Genomic DNA, 16,812 nt, shown 5'->3' with positions numbered 1-16,812 from the left:
TGCCGCCAAGCTCGACGTGATGGTCATACAACGGCGTGCGCTTCGGTGTGGTCATTTCTTCAACCTTTCAATCAGCGGGACTGGTCGCGGACGACCATGACGGTGCAATGCGCATTACGCACGACACGGGCCAGGTTCGGGCCAATCTCGTAGTTCGGGAAATCGCCCTTGGTCGATGCCATGACGATCAGATCAAAGCCTTCCTTGTAGGCAAGCTTCAGGACTTCGCGGTAAACACTGCCTTCTTCGACATGGACCGGCACGTCGGAAGCCTTGGCATGATCCAGAATCGCCTGAACCGCACCCCGCACGTGGTCCTTTGCGCCGGCACCATAGTTGGCGGGCAGGTTTGGCAGCTGGATGATCTCGGGGATGACGGCAACCGCATGCAGTTCGGCACCGTAGAATTTTGCCTGTTCCAAGGCGGTCGGCAAGGCCAGTTTCCACGAGCGGTCGTCGGTGTGATCAATGGGCAGCAGGATTTTCGTGGCCATCACGTCTCTCCTCGAGATATTGAATTCGGTTTCAAAGGCGGGGGGCCGGGATGGCCCCCCGTTTTGGTCGGGCCGAGCTTATTCGGCAGGTGTACCGCCCGGCTCTTCGGACTTGCCGCCCGAGGCGAAGAACTCTTTCGTCAGTTTGAAGACGATCGGGCTCAGCAGCGCCAGGGCGATCAGGTTCGGGATGGCCATCATGGCGTTCAACGTATCGGCCAGCAGCCAGATGAAGCCCAGATCCGCGGTTGCGCCGAAGTAGATCATCACGATCCACAGAACGCGGTAGGGCATCAGGGATTTCACGCCCAGCAGGAACTCGACACATTTCTCGCCGTAGAACGACCAGCCGAGGATGGTGGTGAAGGCAAAGATCGACAGCGCGATGGCGATCAGATACCCGCCGATACCCGGCAGCGACAGTTCGAACGCGTGGCTGGTCAGCGCCGCACCGGATTCACCCGATGTCCATGCACCCGACGCGATGATGGCCAGACCGGTGATCGAGCAGACGATGATGGTATCGATGAACGTACCCAGCATCGCGATCAGGCCCTGGTTGACCGGACCCTTGGTTTCGGCAGCGGCGTGCGCGATCGGGGCCGAACCCAGACCGGCCTCGTTCGAAAACACACCACGTGCCACACCGAAGCGGATGGCGGCCCAGACGGCTGCACCCGCGAAACCACCTTCGGCGGCGGACGGGGTGAACGCATAGGTAAAGACCAGCGACAGCGCATGTCCGATGTTGCCGATGTTGATGAGAAGAACCAGCAGGCCCGCGATAATATAGGCAACGGCCATGAAGGGGACCAGCTTACCAGCAACCGCACCGATGCGGGTGATACCACCCAGGATAACGGCTGCGGTCAGAACCATCAGAACAACGCCAGTGACAGAGGTGTTCAGGCCAAAATTGGCTTCCAGCACCTGAGCAACACCGTTGGCTTGCACACCGTTGCCGATGCCGAAGGCAGCAACCGCGCCGAACAATGCAAAAGCCACGCCCAGCCAGGCCCATTTCGCACCAAGACCGTTCTTGATGTAGTACATCGGGCCGCCGACATAGTTGCCCAGTTCGTCTTTCTCGCGATATTTTACGGCACAGACGGCTTCGGCATATTTGGTGGCCATGCCCACCAGGGCGGTCATCCACATCCAGAACAAGGCGCCTGGACCGCCCAGGAAGACAGCAGTGGCCACACCGGCGATGTTACCTGTACCGATGGTCGCCGACAGCGAAGTCATCAGTGCGTTGAACGGGCTGATCTGCCCTTCGCCCTGACCTTCACGGCCTTTGAACAACAGGCTGAAGCCCGTGCCAATGCGCAAGATCGGCATAAATTTCAGCCCGACCTGCAGGAAGAAGCCAACGCCGAGGATAAGGACCAGCATCATCGGCCCCCATACGACGCCATTGATGGCCCCTACGATTGAATTTAACGCTTCCATGGTTTCCCTCCCATTTGCGTTTGGTTTATGCCCCGGTCGCGATGGCCCGCTGGCGGGCCTGCTTGAGAGCAGTGAAATCTTCGTCGGCATGGAACGATGAACGGGTCAGCGGCGTGGCTGACACGTGCAAAAAGCCCTTGGAACGGGCGATCTGTTCCAGTTGGGCGAACTCCTCGGGTGACCAGAACCGGTCAATCGGATGATGTTTCGGTGTCGGTTGCAGATACTGCCCGACTGTCAGAAAATCGACATTGGCCGCGCGCAGATCATCCATCACCTGACGCACGTCGTTCAGAGTTTCACCCAGCCCGACCATCAGACCCGACTTGGTGAAAATCTCGGGGTTCGAGCGTTTGGCATCGTCCAACAGCCGAAGCGAGGCATAATAGCGCGCGCCGGGGCGAACCGTCGGATACAGGTGCGGGACGGTTTCCAGGTTGTGGTTGAACACGTCCGGCGCTGCGTCAAAGACGATTTTTGCGGCGTCGCCCTTGCCCAGGAAGTCGGGGGTCAGAACCTCGACAGTGGTGCCGGGGTTCTGATGGCGTACGGCGCGGATTGTCTGGGCGATATGCTCGGCCCCGCCGTCGGCCAGATCATCGCGATCAACCGACGTGATCACCACGTGGCGCAGGCCCAGTTTCTTGACGGCCGCCGCAACCCTGCCGGGTTCGAACGCGTCCAGCGCATCGGGGCGGCCGGTGGCCACGTTGCAGAACGAACAGCCCCGCGTGCAGATCTCGCCCATGATCATCATGGTGGCGTGGCGCTTGGACCAGCATTCGCCGATATTGGGGCAGGCCGCTTCTTCGCAGACCGTTGCCAGATCGTGATCCCGCATCAGACGCCGGGTTTCGTAATACGCGGCGCTTTCGATCTTCTTCTTGCGAATCCATTTCGGTTTGCGTGGGATGACACTGTCGGCCTTCTTGGCCTTTTCCGGGTGACGTGGTCGAAGCTGGATGGTCATCTGGCTGTCCTCACTTACGCGTGGATTGCGCGGCCCATGGCATCGAGGCAGGCTTCCTTGACCGCCTCGCCCATCGCCGGGTGCGCATGGCAGGTTGCCGCAACCTCGGCGACGGTCGCGCTTTTGGTCATGGCCAGAACCAACTCGGCGATCAGATCGCCGCCATGCGCACCACAGATATGAGCTCCGAGGATCTTGCCGTCGGAACCGGCCAGAACCTTGACCGCGCCATCTGTTTCACCCGTCGAGCGCGCCCGCGAATTGGCCATGAAGGAAAACTTGCCGACAGCATATTCGACGCCCGCGTCTTTCAGGGCCTCTTCGGTCTGACCAACCGAGGCCACTTCGGGATCGGTGTAGACCACACCCGGCACGGTGTTGTAATCGACATGACCGGCTTCGCCGGCCAGCATCTCGACACAGGCAACGCCGTCCTCTTCGGCCTTGTGGGCCAGCATCGGGCCAGGAACACAGTCACCAATGGCATAGATACCGGGCACCGACGTCTGGAATGTGCTGTCGACTTCGATGAAGCCGCGCGGGTTCACGGCCACGCCCAGCTCTTCCAGCCCAAGCCCGCGCGTCACTGGGCGACGGCCCACAGCGATCAGAACCTTGTCGGCCTCGATCGCCTCTTGCTTGTCCTTGCCGACGCGGTCCACGGTCAGGGTCAGGCCAGCCGCGGTTTTCTCAACCGATTTGAGGGCTCGGCCCAGTTGGAACTTCAAACCGCGCTTGGACAGCGTCCGCTGCGCCAGCTTGGCGATCTCGCCATCGATGCCGGGCAAAATGCGATCCAGATATTCGACCACAGTGACCTTGGCACCCAATCGTGCCCAGACCTGACCCAGCTCCAGTCCGATGACACCCGCACCGATCACCACCAGATGATCCGGAACGCTCTGCAACGCAATTGCGCCGGTGGAACTGAGCACATCCTGCTCATCAATCTCGATCCCCGGCAGTGAGGTCGGCTCGGATCCTGTCGCGATCAGGATGTTCTTTGCTTCGTATACGCTGTCGCCAACCTTGACCTGACCAGTGGCCGCGATGCTGGCCCAGCCTTCAATCAGATCGACGCCGTTCTTCTTGAACAGGAACGCGATGCCTTTGGTCAGATCTCCGACGATCTTGTCCTTGCGCCCCATCATCGCACTGACGTCGATGCTGGCCCCCTCGACCGCAATGCCATGGGAGGAGAGATGTGCAAGCTCGGCATATTTGGCCGAGGAGGTCAGCAACGCTTTGGAGGGAATGCACCCCACGTTCAGACAGGTACCGCCCAGTGCGCCGCGCCCTTCGACACAGGCCACATTCAGCCCCAGCTGAGCCGCGCGGATCGCGGCAACATAGCCGCCCGGTCCGCCCCCGATAACGATGAGGTCATAGGTATTCATTTCGCGCACTCTCAGTAGATCGGGTAGCTTGCGCAAAGAGCGCGAACCTGTTTGCGGGTTTCCTTTTCGACGGTTTCGTCACCGTCAGGAGACTTCGCGAGCGCCTCCAGAACATCACCGATCAGATGGCCGATCTGCCTGAACTCTTCCGGGCCAAAGCCACGGCTGCACCCGGCGGCGGTGCCCAGACGGATGCCGCTGGTGATGGTGGGTTTTTCCGGATCTCCGGGAACGCTGTTCTTGTTGCAGGTAAAGCCGGCCCGTTCGAGCGCCGCCTCGGCGTCCTTGCCGGTTACGCCGATCGGGCGCAGATCGACCAGCATCAGGTGGTTCTGGGTGCCGCCAGAAACGATGTCACATCCGCGCGCCATCATGACGCTGGCCAAGGCCGATGCGCTGTCAACGACGCGCTGCATGTATTCCTTGAATTCGGGTTTCAGTGCCTCGCCAAAGGCCACCGCCTTGCCTGCGATGACGTGCATCAGCGGGCCACCCTGCAGGCCTGGGAATACGGCCGAGTTGATCTTTTTCGCCAGCGCCTCGTCATTGGTCAGGATGATGCCGCCACGAGGGCCGCGCAGCGTCTTGTGCGTGGTCGAGGTCACGACATGTGCGTGTCCTACAGGCGAGGGGTGCAGGCCGGTCGCCACCAATCCGGCAATATGAGCCATATCGGCCAGCAGCCATGCGCCAACCTCGTCCGCGATTTCACGGAATCTGGCAAAGTCGATCTTTTGTGAGTAGGCGGACGCACCTGCGATGATCAGCCTGGGCTTTTCCGCCCGCGCCAATTCGGCGACCTGATCATAATCGATCAGCCCTGCATCGGTCAGGCCGTACTGCACGGGCCGGAACCATTTACCGGACTGCGCCGGTTTCGCACCGTGGGTCAGATGGCCACCTGCGTCCAGCGACATGCCAAGAATGGTATCGCCCGGGTTCAGCAGCGCTAGCTTGACGGCCCCGTTGGCTTGTGCGCCGGAATGGGGCTGAACGTTGGCATATTCACAGCCAAACAGCTTCTTGAGGCGTTCGATCGCCTCGACTTCGACCTCGTCAACATATTCGCAGCCGCCATAATAGCGGCGGCCCGGATAGCCTTCGGCGTATTTGTTGGTCAAGACCGAACCCTGCGCTTCGATCACGGCCTTCGAGACAATGTTCTCCGAGGCGATCAACTCGATCTGTTCCGCCTGGCGTTCACCCTCGCGCGAAATGGACGCAGCAATGACGGGATCTGCCTCAATCAGCGACGTTTTGAACATAGTCTCCTCCTTTTGCCCCGAATCCTCAGTACGAAACTTTGTTTCCTATAGGGGAAATAGCGCGCCTTAGGCAACAAAAATCTCTTATTCAAGAAGTTGCGTATATATTGGGAGGCATGTAACCTTTGATAAAACAGGGGGAATTCAATGGGCGACGAAAGCCGAAATGATGTTTCCGGACAGGAATTTCAGGATGAAGGAGAGGCTCTGGGCCGCTCCATCCGCGATGCGCGGCGCGCGAAAGGGTGGACTCTGGAAGAAGCCGGCCGCGCTGCGGGTATCGGGCGCTCGACGCTGTCCAAGATCGAAAACAACCAGACGAAGCCAAGCTTTGACATTGTACGGCGTCTGACACAGGCCCTGGATATGAGCACCCCGCAGTTGTTTCTTCAGTCGGGTCAATCCGGCATTTCAGGCCGCCGTGATTTCACTCCGAAGGGGGAGGGAGAATTCAAGGATACGCCCACTTACCTGCATGAACTGCTTTGCCCCGAACTGACCAGCAAGCGAATGCTGCCCTATATCGCGACAATCAAGGCGCGCGACCTGTCGGAGTTCGAGACGTGGATCCGACATTCCGGAGAAGAATTCATGTATGTGCTCAGCGGTGAACTCATCTTCGTTTCTGAACATTACCGCCCTTTGCCAATGAAGGCCGGTGACTCGCTTTATTATGACAGCGGAATGGGGCATGGGTGTATTTCGACCAGCGAAGAAGACGCCAAGGTGCTGTGGGTTTCGCTGGAATAGCCCCCAGGGTTCTGTGGTTTTCCAGAAAAGCGGGCATCGCCATGCGCACCCGTTTCAGCCGTCAGACAGGCTTCGGTGGCGAAACGCCGTCGGTGTCTGGCCGAATTCTGCCTTGAATGCCCGCGTCATAGCGCTGGCGTTTTCATATCCGCATCGACCGGCGATTTCGGCGATGGACTGCTCGGTATCTTCTGCCAGATTGCGTGCAAGGTTCAGTCTCATTCGGCGGTACAGCGCCTGCGGCGTGGTCTTGAGCTCCGCCTGAACGCGCATTTCGATCCGCTTTTGCGAACACCCGATCTTGCGGGCCAGTTCCCTGATCGAAAGAGGTGTTTCAAGGTTCGCCTGCATGACGGCCAGTGCGCGATTGACCAAAGTGTCTTCGGACTTCAGAGGCAAAGGGTAATGATCCTGCCCATTTCGGCTCATCAGAAGATGCCCGACTTCCATGGACAGAAGAGGGCCGTGATCCCTGCGGATAAGGGCCGAGGCCAGATCGAACGCGGCCATGGCCCCGGAACAGGTCAGCCTGTTGCCATCGATGACAAAACGTTCCTGCACCGCATCCACGGCCGGAAAGCTTTCTTCGAACCGGGAAAGTTCGTCCCAGTGAATGGTTGCCCGGTGCTCATCCAGCAAACCGGCCCGGGCCAGCAGCCAGCTGCCGGTATCCAACCCTGCCACTTGCCGGTGTTTTCGGGCCGCAGCCAGCACGATGCGTGTGGTCGATCGCGTGTCCAGCTTGCGATATCCATAAGACGGCATGACCACCAGAACGTCGCCTTGCTGGTCAGAGATTGAACCATTCGGTGTAACGACAAGGCCACTGGAACTTTGCACGGGGTCTCCGTCCATGGAACAGAAACGCCATGAATACAAAACCTGCCTCGACAGGTTGTTCGCAGCCCTGAGCGGTTCGACCATGTTTGCAAGGCAATGGTTCGAAAACCCGTTGAAGAGCAGGATGTTGTAGTGTCGCGTCAAAATTTTCGAATTTGGCATGATTTGATATCAACTCTGCATGTCGCGACCATGAGCGATGGCGTTTGGTTGGTCAACCACCGATCCAGGGAACACGCGCCATGCAGTTTGGTCTGACAGAAGAACAGGACATGATCGTCTCGACGGTCCGAAGCTTTGTTGAAAACGAAATCTACCCGCATGAAGACGCGGTCGAGCGCTCGGGAACCGTGCCTCCTGAGCTGGGTGAGCAGATCAAGCAGAAATGTATCGATCTGGGCTTTTATGCCTGCAACTTCCCCGAGGAAGTCGGCGGCGCAGGTCTGTCTCATCTGGATTTCACCTTGGTCGAGCGCGAGCTTGGCCGCGGGTCAATGGCGCTGACGCATTTCTTTGGGCGCCCGCAGAACATCCTTATGGCCTGCAACGACGAGCAGCGCGAACGGTATCTTTTGCCTGCCGTACGTGGCGACAAGATGGACGCTCTGGCGATGACCGAACCGGATGCGGGTTCGGATGTGCGTGGTATGAAATGCCAGGCGGTGCGCGATGGCGGCGACTGGGTTGTCAACGGATCGAAACATTTCATCTCGGGCGCGGAACATGCGGATTTCTTCATCGTTTTCATCGCGACCGGCGTGGACGAAACTCCCAAGGGCCCGAAGAAACGCATCACCACTTTCCTGGTGGATCGCGGTACTCCGGGGTTTGAAGTGCGCGAGGGCTACAACTCGGTCAGCCACAAGGGCTACAAGAACTATATCTTGTATTTCGACAACTGCCGTCTGCCTGACGCACAGGTCCTGGGCGAGGTTGATGGCGGTTTTGCCGTGATGAACGAATGGCTTTACGCAACCCGCCTGACGGTTGCGGCGTTCTCGGTCGGTCGCGCGCGGCGCTGCTTTGACTATGCGCTGAACTATGCGGCCGAGCGCAAACAGTTCGGCCAGCCCATCGGCAAGTTTCAGGGCGTCGGCTTCCAGATCGCCGACATGATCACCGAGATCGATGCCGCCGATTGGCTGACACTCGCGGCCGCGTGGCGTCTGGATCAAAACCTGCCATCGAACCGCGAGATTGCCTCGGCCAAGCTCTATGCCTCGGAAACGCTGGCGCGGGTGACGGATACCACACTGCAAATCTTCGGGGGGATGGGTTTGATGGACGATTTCCCGATCGAACGGTTCTGGCGCGATGCCCGGGTCGAGCGCATCTGGGACGGCACCAGCGAAATTCAGCGCCACATCATCAGCCGCGATCTTCTACGTCCCTTGGGCGCCTGACCATGAACAAAGACCTGACCCGGCTGCTGCGCCCGAAAACCATCGCTGTCATCGGTGGCGGCGCGTGGTGTCAGCAGGTTGTTCTGCAATCCGAACGCATGGGCTATGCCGGTCAAATCTGGCCGGTGCATCCCAAAGCGTCGGAAATTGCGGGTCACAGGGTTTTCGGCCACATCGAGGACCTGCCCGCAGCCCCGGATGCGGTTTTCATCGGTATCAACCGCCACGCCACCATCGAGGCCGTTCGTGTCCTGTCCAGTATGGGCGCAGGTGGGGCGGTGTGCTTTGCATCGGGCTTTTCCGAGGCCGTTGCCGAAGATGACACCGGCGGGGACTTGCAGGATCAACTGATTGCCGCAGCCGGTGACATGCCCATTCTTGGCCCGAACTGCTATGGCTTCATCAACGCGCTGGATGGGGCGCTGTTGTGGCCGGACCAGCACGGGGCCACCCCTGTGGGCAAGGGCGTGGCGATCCTGACGCAAAGCTCGAACATCTCGATCAACCTGACCATGCAGAAACGTGGGTTGCCGATTGCCTACATGATGGCCTGCGGAAACATGGCCCAGACCAGCCAGGCCGAAATCGCCTGGGCCTTGATCGATGATCCGCGTGTAACCGCCGTGGGTCTGCATATCGAAGGGTTCAAGGACATCCGGGAATGGGAGGCGCTGGCCGCCAAGGCCTATTCAAAGGGCATCCCGCTGGTCGCCTTGAAAGTGGGTGCGTCGGAACAGGCACAGGCCGCGACGGTCTCGCACACTGCGTCTCTTGCAGGCAGCGATGCGGGCGCGCAGGCCCTTCTGGACCGGCTGGGCATTCCGCGTCTGTCCGCGTTGCCGGACTTTCTTGAGACGCTGAAACTGTTGCACTGCTATGGGCCGCTGCCGGGTGGCCGCATCGCTTCGATCAGTTGTTCAGGGGGTGAGGCGAGCCTGATCGCGGATATGGCGGTTGGCACGGGCCTGAGTTTCCCGCAGTTGAGCGATGACAAAAGGGCGCGCTTGCGTGACGCGCTTGGCCCTATGGTCGCGTTGAACAACCCGTTGGATTATCACACGTATATCTGGCGCGACGAAGAGGCGATGGCGCAGGCCTGGTCGGGCATGACGGGTGACGACATCGACCTGACGTTCTCGATCGTCGACTATCCGACGACGAATCCGACCGACTGGAGTTGCGCGACCCGAGCTGCGTTGAAAGTGCGTGCTGAAACCGGCGCCCGGTTTGCGATTGTTGCGACGCTGCCTGAACTTCTGCCTGAAGACGTCGCCCAAGACCTGATGGCCGGTGGTGTCGTTCCATTCATGGGATTGCGCGAAGCGCTGGCGGCCACGCGCGCCGCGGGTCAGATTTCGCCACCGTCCGCACATCCTGTCTGGTTGCCTGGAAAGGCTGAGGCGACCCAAACCCTGACCGAAGGCGAATCGAAAGGGGCGCTGGCCGAATGCGGCCTGCACGTTCCGCAAAGCCGCACGGTTTGCGGCCCGGCAGAGGCCCACTCGGCCGTGCAGGACATGGAAGCCCCCTTTGCCGTGAAAGGTGTTGGGCTTGCGCATAAATCCGAACACGGCGCTGTTCGGCTGGGCATCAAGGCCGAGGACGTGGCCGATGTCGCAGCCGAAATTGGCACAGATAGCATCCTGATCGAAGAGATGATCACCGGAACCGTTGCTGAATTGCTGGTCGGTGTCGTCCGTGACCCGGCGCATGGGTTTGTCCTGACATTGGGGGCGGGGGGCGTGCTGACCGAAATCCTGCGCGACACGGCGTCGGTGCTGGTGCCAAGCACGCCCGAGGATATCCGTGCCGCGCTTGGCAAATTGAAAATTGCCCCGCTTTTGGCAGGCTATCGCGGCCAACGGGCGGCTGATATGGATGCAATCATCGCCGCAGTCGAGGCCGTTCAGGCCTATGTCATGCAAAATGCCGACACGCTTGGCGAGGTCGAGATTAACCCGCTCCTGTGCACGCCGGACAAGGCCGTTGCCGTGGATGCACTGATAAGAAAGGCCTGAGATATGGACCCGATCAAAACCCGCCGCGACGGAGCGATCCTTGAGGTGACGCTGGACCGGCCCAAGGCCAACGCCATCGATCTTGTCACCAGCCGCAGGATGGGTGAGGTATTCGCCGCGTTTCGCGACGATCCAGAACTGCGCGTAGCCATTTTGACGGGCGGCGGAGAGAAGTTTTTTTGTCCGGGCTGGGACCTGAAAGCAGCGGCCGACGGGGATGCGGTAGACGGGGACTATGGCGTCGGAGGGTTCGGCGGCCTGCAAGAGCTGCGCGACCTGAACAAACCCGTGATCGCGGCCGTCAACGGTATTGCCTGTGGCGGCGGGCTGGAGCTGGCCCTTTCAGCCGACATGATCCTTGCCGCCGATCATGCCACGTTCGCCCTGCCGGAAATCCGCTCGGGGACTGTCGCGGATGCGGCCAGCGTCAAACTGCCCAAGCGCATCCCTTACCACATCGCGATGGAGTTGCTGCTTACCGGCCGTTGGTTCGACGCAGAGGAAGCCAATCGCTGGGGTCTGGTGAACGAGATCGTCGCCGCGGATCAACTGATGGACCGCGCCTGGGAGCTGGCCCGGCTGTTGGCCTCGGGACCGCCCCTGGTTTATGCCGCGATCAAGGAAATCGTACGCGATGCCGAAGATGCCAAGTTTCAGGATGCCATGAATCGCATCACCAAGCGTCAGCTCAGAACCGTGGACGTTCTCTATGCCAGCGAAGATCAACTGGAAGGCGCGCGCGCTTTCGCCGAAAAAAGGGATCCGGTCTGGAAAGGAAAGTGAACTCTGATCACAGAACGTGAATTTGGCATTTACTGATCCGTGCCGCACGTGCACAGTTAGGCATGCCGTATTTCGAACGAAAACCATATGTTAGTGCATCTCGGGCGGTCAGCCCGATTGCTCCGCAGCCTGACAATCAACCGATTTCCGATATTGCGCGCCGCGTGCTCGAAACAGAGCGGGGCCCGCGGCAACATCTGGACGGTCCGTTCAGGTGTCGCAAATCCTGCCATCCCGGCAGCACCGCCACCATTCTGCTGTCCTTTGAAGCACCGGAAGGCGCGGCCCCTGTTCAGATGCAGTTCGAACCGGGCGATCTGACCAATCCGAACGGCGACATTCTGCCGGCCAACCGCATCAGTGTGATCCCGCCACAAATCCAGCTTGAACCGGGGGAAGCAACGGATGTTGCTGTTGCGGTGACTATACCCGACCTCTCCGAACCCGGTGAATATCACGGTCGGATCGCCTGTACCGGAACGGACCAGACCTCGGTTGTGGTGATTTTCGAGGTGGCGGGCGCTCAGACTTGACGGGTCACCAGATAGTCCATGAACTGTCCCAGAAACGCGCGCGGCGGGTCTTCTGTGCCCGCGAACACCCGCGCGAACTCATTCCGGGCCGCGGCCAGCAGATCATTCGCTGCGTCCTGCGCATAGCGGATGCTGCCGTAATGGCTCATGCGCTCCAGCACCCAGGCGACATCTTGCGTTGACCGGGCATCGCGCGGGTTTGACAACATCTCGGCCAACCGTGCCTGTTCAGGCTCTTCCGCCTTCAGGCCAAGCTGGCCCAGCATCAGCGTGCGTTTGCCTTCATAGATGTCGCCGCCGATTTCCTTGCCGTAACTGTCCTGTGAGCCGACGAGATTCAAGACGTCGTCCTGAATCTGAAACGCCGCACCCAGGAAAAAGCCGAAGGCGTTGAAATCATCCAGATTCAGCGCGCCGGACGCGACATCATGTGGCCGCGCAATCAGGGCCCCGATGCGCATCGGGTGAATGAAACTGTACCAGCAGGTCTTTTTCAGACACATCCTCAGATAATCTGATGCATCGACGTTCAAACGGTTGTCGCGGATCCAGCCAAGCTCCAGCGCCTGACCTTCGATGGATTGCTGCAACAGATGGTCGAACTCATCCACCACGCGCATACCGGTTTCCGGGCCCAACGGCCCCAAGTTCTGACGCAGCAGACGCAGGGCAAGCGATTGCATCCCGTCGCCGGTATTGATCGCAAGGGGAACCCCAAGCCGCTTGTGCATACATTCGCGCCCGCGCCGGAAATCGCTTTGATCTTCGATGTCGTCGTGGATCAGAAAAGCGTTGTGCAGCAGCTCTAGAACCGCGGCCGAGACCCTCGCATTCTCGCTGTTTCCGCCGAAGGCTTCGCATGTCGCCAACAGCAGGGCGGGCCTCAAGCCCTTGCCCGAGGTTTCGATGTAATCGCGCATCGGGCCATACAGATAAGCCTGAGGCTCACCCGTCGGCAACAGGCCCAAAAGCGTTTCGCGCGCCTGATCCCCGTAAAAGGTCAGGGTTTTCAGAAAATCCTGTTTTGCCGCAGGATCCAAATGCGCGGTTCCGGATTTCACAGGCTCAGCCCTTCTGGGTGATGATCACGCGACTTTTGTCTTCCCGCGCGCCGGATCGTTCCGGACCGCCGCCAAACGCAGAAAGCGGTGCATCCGAAATTGGCAACGCCCTGGACAAGGCACCTGATTGACCACTGTCCCGACCCAGATCATACGCGACATCTTCCGCCAGCTCATCCCCCGGGATCGGCAGATCCGCGGTGGGCTCGTAATTTGCGATGAGGTCGAACAGCTCTTTCGGGGGGCAGATCATTCGAAGCGCTTCGGCAACGGCTGGCTCCTCGGTGATGCCGCCGGGTTTTGAATATTCCGCCGCCGGTTCCCCTATGGCGGCAAGAGGGCCATCACCGCCACGATCAACTCCTGCCGTGTCCTGACCCATTTTCAGCGCGGCTTCGACCGCAACCGCGAACCGATTGTCCCACGGAAGGCCAGCCTGATAGCGGGCGTAATCATAGGCGCGCAGCGGTTTCAGGATGTCGGGCTCGTGCAGGTCCCAGATCTGGCAGGGCTCGGCATCCGATCCACTGCGTTGAAGAATGGCGTTGACGGCCCGACGCGCGGCCTCGTTCGCCCCTTCCATCGTGGCAAGGTCGGTAAAAGTGCGGACGTAATCCGATGCAAGGAAGAAGTTCGGGATGAGCGTGGCCGCATCCGGGCGCAAGCGCCAGCTGTTGATACGGTTGACCAACAAGGGTTCGACATTGCTTTGACGCTTGGGGTCGTTCGGGTCTTGAACGATATCAGGATCGAGGAACCAGTAATGCATATCCTCGTCCCGCAGAATGGTTTGGCCATCCATGTTGATGCTGCGCTTGAGCTGTTCCCAAACCTCTTTTGCGATCTCTTCCCGGCTGCAATCGCGCGCGGTTTTTCCGTTCAACCCCGGCTTGTCCCATTCGGAGATATCGATTGACAGCAGGCCTTTGGTCTTTCCTTCGGCCCAGTTATCGAAGTTGATCCCCGGCCAGAACTGTTTTTGCGACACAGCCGTCAAAGCCCATGGGCTGTCGATGAAAATGACGTGGCCGTGGGTCAGCTCGACATCCTTGGTCAGATAGAACTGAATGCCGTTCATCCATTGCACGTCATCGGCCAGCAAAGGCAATTTGGCAAGTGCGGGGTCAACCGCCATCATTTCCGGGGTCACAAGCGGTGCCATGCGTTCAATCGGCATGGCGCTGATGAACCAATCCCCCGTGACCTGCTTTTCTTCGCCATCCTGTTCGACCGTTGCGCCGACGATCTTGCCGTTCCGGCACTCGATTCCGGTGACTTTGGAGTCAAAATTGTACACGACCCCCTTGCTTGTCAGGTAATCCAGCCACGGTTGAATCCAGACAAGATTGGTGGGCCCGTTCAGCAGCCTGTTGCAGTGGGGTTCGGGCGTGGCGATACCCAGCTGAAGCTGAACCGCAATGTCCCCCACTGTCTTCGTGCTTGCCGTCGTGGCCTTGGCGGCCACCAATGAACGGGTCAGGCCGATGGCAAGGAACTTCTGATAGGCTTCCGAACGGTCCTGCGCGCCGATGAAATCCCACCAACCGATCCGTTCATATTCGTCAAACCGGCGTTCCTTGCAGGACGTCGCGATCCGCCACATGCAGGCAACAAAATGTTCGACATCCTCATACGCAATCTGGTCCCTCGGCGAAAGCGCGAAGGCAATGGTCTTGAAGGCATCCGCAACATCCTTGAGCGTGCGGGGGAACCGTTCCGGGACAATGATGCCGGGCTTGTCGAACTGGCTGACCAGAACTTGCGTGGTCGGGACCAGATTGTCAAAGCATGTGCCCTTGTCGTAATACGGCGTGCGGGCCATCGTGTCGGTGATATGCCGATAAAAGTTCGGAAAGAACCTGAACCCATGTTCACCGGGCAGCCAGGGGCGTTTCACGCCGGGCGGATAATTGGCCCCATCCATCTCGGCCCATTTTTCCAGCGCCTTTATGTGTTTGGCTTTCGAGCCATGATCCCCTTCACCCTTCATCACGGGAATGCTGCGGGCCTTGCCGCCGGGGATCAGCTGGCGTTCGTGGACTTCTACCTCGAACCCGCGTTCAATCAGTTCGTGCGCGGCGCTCATGCCAGCCACGCCTCCCCCAAGAATGACAACCTTGTCAGGCATCGGAAATTCCTTTCGCGGAATAGACGTCAAAGCGCAGGGTTATGTCTGACAGGCTGGCTTCGCCAATGCCAAAACCCTGCACCCGATTCATCCAGCTGAAATGCGGATTCGAGGTCAGGTAACGCGGTGCAAGCCGTACCGGAGCCGAAGCGGGCAGATTGCCCTTGGACAATGCCGCATATCCGTCCGGGCCGAAGTCACACACACCCGTATCTTCGAACAGGATCGGAGCTTGTCCGATGGACGGTCTTATAAGTGCCTTTGCATGAAGCAGCCCCACACCATCCGGCCGAACGCGCATCCAGTCTCCTCCGATCGGTTCGATCACCCCTTTCAGATGCGGGCCTTCGACGGTGCCCCCTTCTTTGATGGCGAAATGCAGCCAAATCCCGTCCGGCGTCTCGCCCGAGGGGTGAAAGCTGCTTTCGAACGGCACCACAAATTTGGCGACATGTTCCAGTACCGGCGGCGCCACTGCGGTTTTTGCCGGTTCCGGTGCGGCAGGTTCAATTTCTTTTTCGGGCCCGGGGTCAAACTCGCGCCCTCCCGACGTCAGCACCGGACGCCAGGACAAGGTTTTTTCCTGTTTGACCGACGGAAGAATGGCTGCGAATTGTTGAAACCCTGTTTGCGGGTCCCGCAACAAGGGCCACCCGCGAATGGCACGCTCGGGGCCGCCATCTTCCGAACAGATCAGACGTAGCGTGTCATGCGACGACACGGATGGGCCGGCTTCCACCAACACCCGACTGAGACCGTCTGCGTTGATCGCCTCGGACCAACGCAGCGTCACGCCCCGATCTGTAAACTCGCGCACGACCCGATCTCCGGTCAACAGGTTATCGTGCGGACGGCCTCAGCTTCTTTGATCCTGAGATGGAACTTCTGCTGCACGCGGAAGACGTGCTCGCCCTCGGCAGAGGTTTGCAGATACTTCACGGCGATATCCGAGGGCACGACGATTTCAACCGGTGCACCCAGCAGGGACACAAGCACTGCCTTGTCCGGGGGCAGGGTGCTGGAACGCAGCAACGGCCCGTCCAGGAACGGGAGAATGCTGTCACGTGGCAGCACCATCGAATTCGGCAGCGGAGTCGTGACCGCACGGAACAGACCATTGCCCATCACACAGGCATAGGGGCCCAGATAGCCATGCGTTTCCAGCTTGCTGATGCCCTCGACGACGGCCTCGAAAACCTCGGTTCCGGTATAGTTCTTTTTGGTCGCGGAATTGGTTTTGCCTTCGCCTGCTTCAAGCAATCCCGGATATTTGCCACCGCCGCTGATCGTATAGATCTGCGGCAATGAGTCGGGCGCGCCGCCAGCGTGTTTGGGGGCCTGTCCGGTGCCGGGTTGACCGTTGAAAATGATGTCATCCTCTACCCGTGCCACAACGGCGGCCGCTCGGCGGAACATGATCTGAGCAGCCGTCAGTTCCGGATCAGCCACCTGTGCGCCTTTCAGGTACACGTTCACCGATACGGTGGTAAGGCGCAGCGTGTCATAATCGTTCACGTCAAGCCGCTGCTTGGATGCACCAGATGAGTTGTCGACCAGATCCAGCTTGTTCAGCGGAACGGACTGCGTGTCAGCGGGCAGCGGTCCGTACAGGGGCAGGAAACTGGCGGCCACCCGGGCGCGCAGTGCCTCGTCATGAACGGCCTTGTTCACGGCGCTCCACTGGTCTTCGTTCCAATCCAATGCATCGGTCATTGTAA

General features: G+C 59.6%; 15 protein-coding genes. 5 read left to right on the top strand and 10 right to left on the bottom strand.

Going from position 1 to position 16,812, the window contains the following annotated elements; genetic code table 11:
- Nucleotides 1-71: 71 nt before the first annotated feature.
- The 5 genes from GOW09_RS14855 to glyA all read right to left on the bottom strand — a co-directional run bounded on the left by GOW09_RS14855 (nt 72) and on the right by glyA (nt 5,578).
- On the bottom strand, nt 72-494 hold the full coding sequence (locus tag GOW09_RS14855) for a universal stress protein (protein ID WP_171119392.1): 423 nt from the start codon (nt 492-494) through the stop codon (nt 72-74).
- Nucleotides 495-572: 78 nt separating this feature from the next.
- A complete protein-coding gene (locus GOW09_RS14850) occupies nt 573-1,946 on the bottom strand; it encodes a sodium:alanine symporter family protein (RefSeq protein ID WP_171119391.1) in 1,374 nt (457 codons plus the stop codon).
- Nucleotides 1,947-1,971: 25 nt separating this feature from the next.
- The gene (gene lipA, locus GOW09_RS14845; RefSeq protein ID WP_171119390.1) at nt 1,972-2,916 is read right to left on the bottom strand and encodes a lipoyl synthase; all 945 of its coding nucleotides are present in this window, start codon (nt 2,914-2,916) and stop codon (nt 1,972-1,974) included.
- A 14-nt stretch (nt 2,917-2,930) separates the two neighbouring features.
- Nucleotides 2,931-4,313 carry a dihydrolipoyl dehydrogenase gene (lpdA, locus tag GOW09_RS14840; RefSeq protein WP_171119389.1) on the bottom strand — a complete coding sequence of 461 codons (1,383 nt, stop codon included), beginning with the start codon at nt 4,311-4,313 and terminating at the stop codon, nt 2,931-2,933.
- An 11-nt stretch (nt 4,314-4,324) separates the two neighbouring features.
- Nucleotides 4,325-5,578, bottom strand: a complete 1,254-nt coding sequence (gene glyA, locus GOW09_RS14835; RefSeq protein ID WP_171119388.1) for a serine hydroxymethyltransferase — start codon at nt 5,576-5,578, stop codon at nt 4,325-4,327.
- A gap of 147 nt (nt 5,579-5,725) precedes the next feature.
- On the opposite strand from glyA, the gene GOW09_RS14830 reads away from it, so the two are divergent.
- On the top strand, nt 5,726-6,328 hold the full coding sequence (locus GOW09_RS14830; protein WP_152460402.1) for a helix-turn-helix domain-containing protein: 603 nt from the start codon (nt 5,726-5,728) through the stop codon (nt 6,326-6,328).
- Between the two features lie 54 nt (nt 6,329-6,382).
- Here the strand turns inward: GOW09_RS14830 and GOW09_RS14825 are convergent, their stop codons facing one another.
- Entirely contained in the window at nt 6,383-7,330 is a 948-nt protein-coding gene (locus GOW09_RS14825; RefSeq protein ID WP_171119387.1) for a GlxA family transcriptional regulator, read from the bottom strand.
- An 80-nt stretch (nt 7,331-7,410) separates the two neighbouring features.
- Between GOW09_RS14825 and GOW09_RS14820 the strand changes: the two genes are divergently transcribed.
- From GOW09_RS14820 to GOW09_RS14805, 4 genes are all read left to right on the top strand, one after another.
- Nucleotides 7,411-8,571, top strand: coding sequence for an acyl-CoA dehydrogenase family protein (locus GOW09_RS14820; RefSeq protein WP_152460401.1), 1,161 nt, complete (start codon nt 7,411-7,413; stop codon nt 8,569-8,571).
- Between the two features lie 2 nt (nt 8,572-8,573).
- Nucleotides 8,574-10,589, top strand: coding sequence for an acetate--CoA ligase family protein (locus GOW09_RS14815; protein WP_171119386.1), 2,016 nt, complete (start codon nt 8,574-8,576; stop codon nt 10,587-10,589).
- Nucleotides 10,590-10,592: 3 nt separating this feature from the next.
- Entirely contained in the window at nt 10,593-11,372 is a 780-nt protein-coding gene (locus GOW09_RS14810; protein WP_170345511.1) for a carnitinyl-CoA dehydratase, read from the top strand.
- A 164-nt stretch (nt 11,373-11,536) separates the two neighbouring features.
- Complete coding sequence (locus GOW09_RS14805; protein ID WP_217360280.1) at nt 11,537-11,905, top strand: hypothetical protein; 369 nt, start codon at nt 11,537-11,539, stop codon at nt 11,903-11,905.
- On the opposite strand, the gene GOW09_RS14800 is transcribed toward GOW09_RS14805, so the two are convergent.
- Genes GOW09_RS14800 through GOW09_RS14785 form a run of 4 tightly spaced genes read right to left on the bottom strand, consistent with a single transcriptional unit; the run spans nt 11,896 to nt 16,807 of the window.
- On the bottom strand, nt 11,896-12,966 hold the full coding sequence (locus GOW09_RS14800; protein ID WP_216600330.1) for a polyprenyl synthetase family protein: 1,071 nt from the start codon (nt 12,964-12,966) through the stop codon (nt 11,896-11,898). The genes GOW09_RS14805 and GOW09_RS14800 overlap by 10 nt on opposite strands.
- 4 nt (nt 12,967-12,970) lie before the next feature.
- Nucleotides 12,971-15,094 carry an FAD-dependent oxidoreductase gene (locus GOW09_RS14795; protein ID WP_171119384.1) on the bottom strand — a complete coding sequence of 708 codons (2,124 nt, stop codon included), beginning with the start codon at nt 15,092-15,094 and terminating at the stop codon, nt 12,971-12,973.
- Nucleotides 15,087-15,911 carry a DUF3237 domain-containing protein gene (locus GOW09_RS14790; RefSeq protein WP_171119383.1) on the bottom strand — a complete coding sequence of 275 codons (825 nt, stop codon included), beginning with the start codon at nt 15,909-15,911 and terminating at the stop codon, nt 15,087-15,089. Before GOW09_RS14790 ends, GOW09_RS14795 begins: the two co-directional genes overlap by 8 nt.
- Nucleotides 15,912-15,925: 14 nt before the next feature.
- Nucleotides 15,926-16,807: an encapsulin gene (locus GOW09_RS14785; protein WP_171119382.1), complete on the bottom strand. Its 882-nt coding sequence runs from the start codon at nt 16,805-16,807 to the stop codon at nt 15,926-15,928.
- Nucleotides 16,808-16,812 lie beyond the last annotated feature (5 nt).

Origin of the sequence: Ruegeria sp. HKCCA5463, from assembly GCF_013034175.1 — a bacterium.
In the GTDB taxonomy this organism is placed as follows: domain Bacteria; phylum Pseudomonadota; class Alphaproteobacteria; order Rhodobacterales; family Rhodobacteraceae; genus Ruegeria.
The sequence above is the reverse complement of the archived record's forward strand: the minus strand, read 5'-3'. Positions and strand labels throughout refer to the sequence as shown.

Excerpts from the sequence above, each read along its gene's own strand:
- GOW09_RS14855 (WP_171119392.1), bottom strand. The coding sequence starts at position 494 with ATGGCCACGAAAATCCTGCTGCCCATTGATCACACCGACGACCGCTCG.
- GOW09_RS14850 (WP_171119391.1), bottom strand. The coding sequence starts at position 1,946 with ATGGAAGCGTTAAATTCAATCGTAGGGGCCATCAATGGCGTCGTATGG.
- lipA (WP_171119390.1), bottom strand. The coding sequence starts at position 2,916 with ATGACCATCCAGCTTCGACCACGTCACCCGGAAAAGGCCAAGAAGGCC.
- lpdA (WP_171119389.1), bottom strand. The coding sequence starts at position 4,313 with ATGAATACCTATGACCTCATCGTTATCGGGGGCGGACCGGGCGGCTAT.
- glyA (WP_171119388.1), bottom strand. The coding sequence starts at position 5,578 with ATGTTCAAAACGTCGCTGATTGAGGCAGATCCCGTCATTGCTGCGTCC.
- GOW09_RS14830 (WP_152460402.1), top strand. The coding sequence starts at position 5,726 with ATGGGCGACGAAAGCCGAAATGATGTTTCCGGACAGGAATTTCAGGAT.
- GOW09_RS14825 (WP_171119387.1), bottom strand. The coding sequence starts at position 7,330 with ATGCCAAATTCGAAAATTTTGACGCGACACTACAACATCCTGCTCTTC.
- GOW09_RS14820 (WP_152460401.1), top strand. The coding sequence starts at position 7,411 with ATGCAGTTTGGTCTGACAGAAGAACAGGACATGATCGTCTCGACGGTC.
- GOW09_RS14815 (WP_171119386.1), top strand. The coding sequence starts at position 8,574 with ATGAACAAAGACCTGACCCGGCTGCTGCGCCCGAAAACCATCGCTGTC.
- GOW09_RS14810 (WP_170345511.1), top strand. The coding sequence starts at position 10,593 with ATGGACCCGATCAAAACCCGCCGCGACGGAGCGATCCTTGAGGTGACG.
- GOW09_RS14795 (WP_171119384.1), bottom strand. The coding sequence starts at position 15,094 with ATGCCTGACAAGGTTGTCATTCTTGGGGGAGGCGTGGCTGGCATGAGC.
- GOW09_RS14785 (WP_171119382.1), bottom strand. The coding sequence starts at position 16,807 with ATGACCGATGCATTGGATTGGAACGAAGACCAGTGGAGCGCCGTGAAC.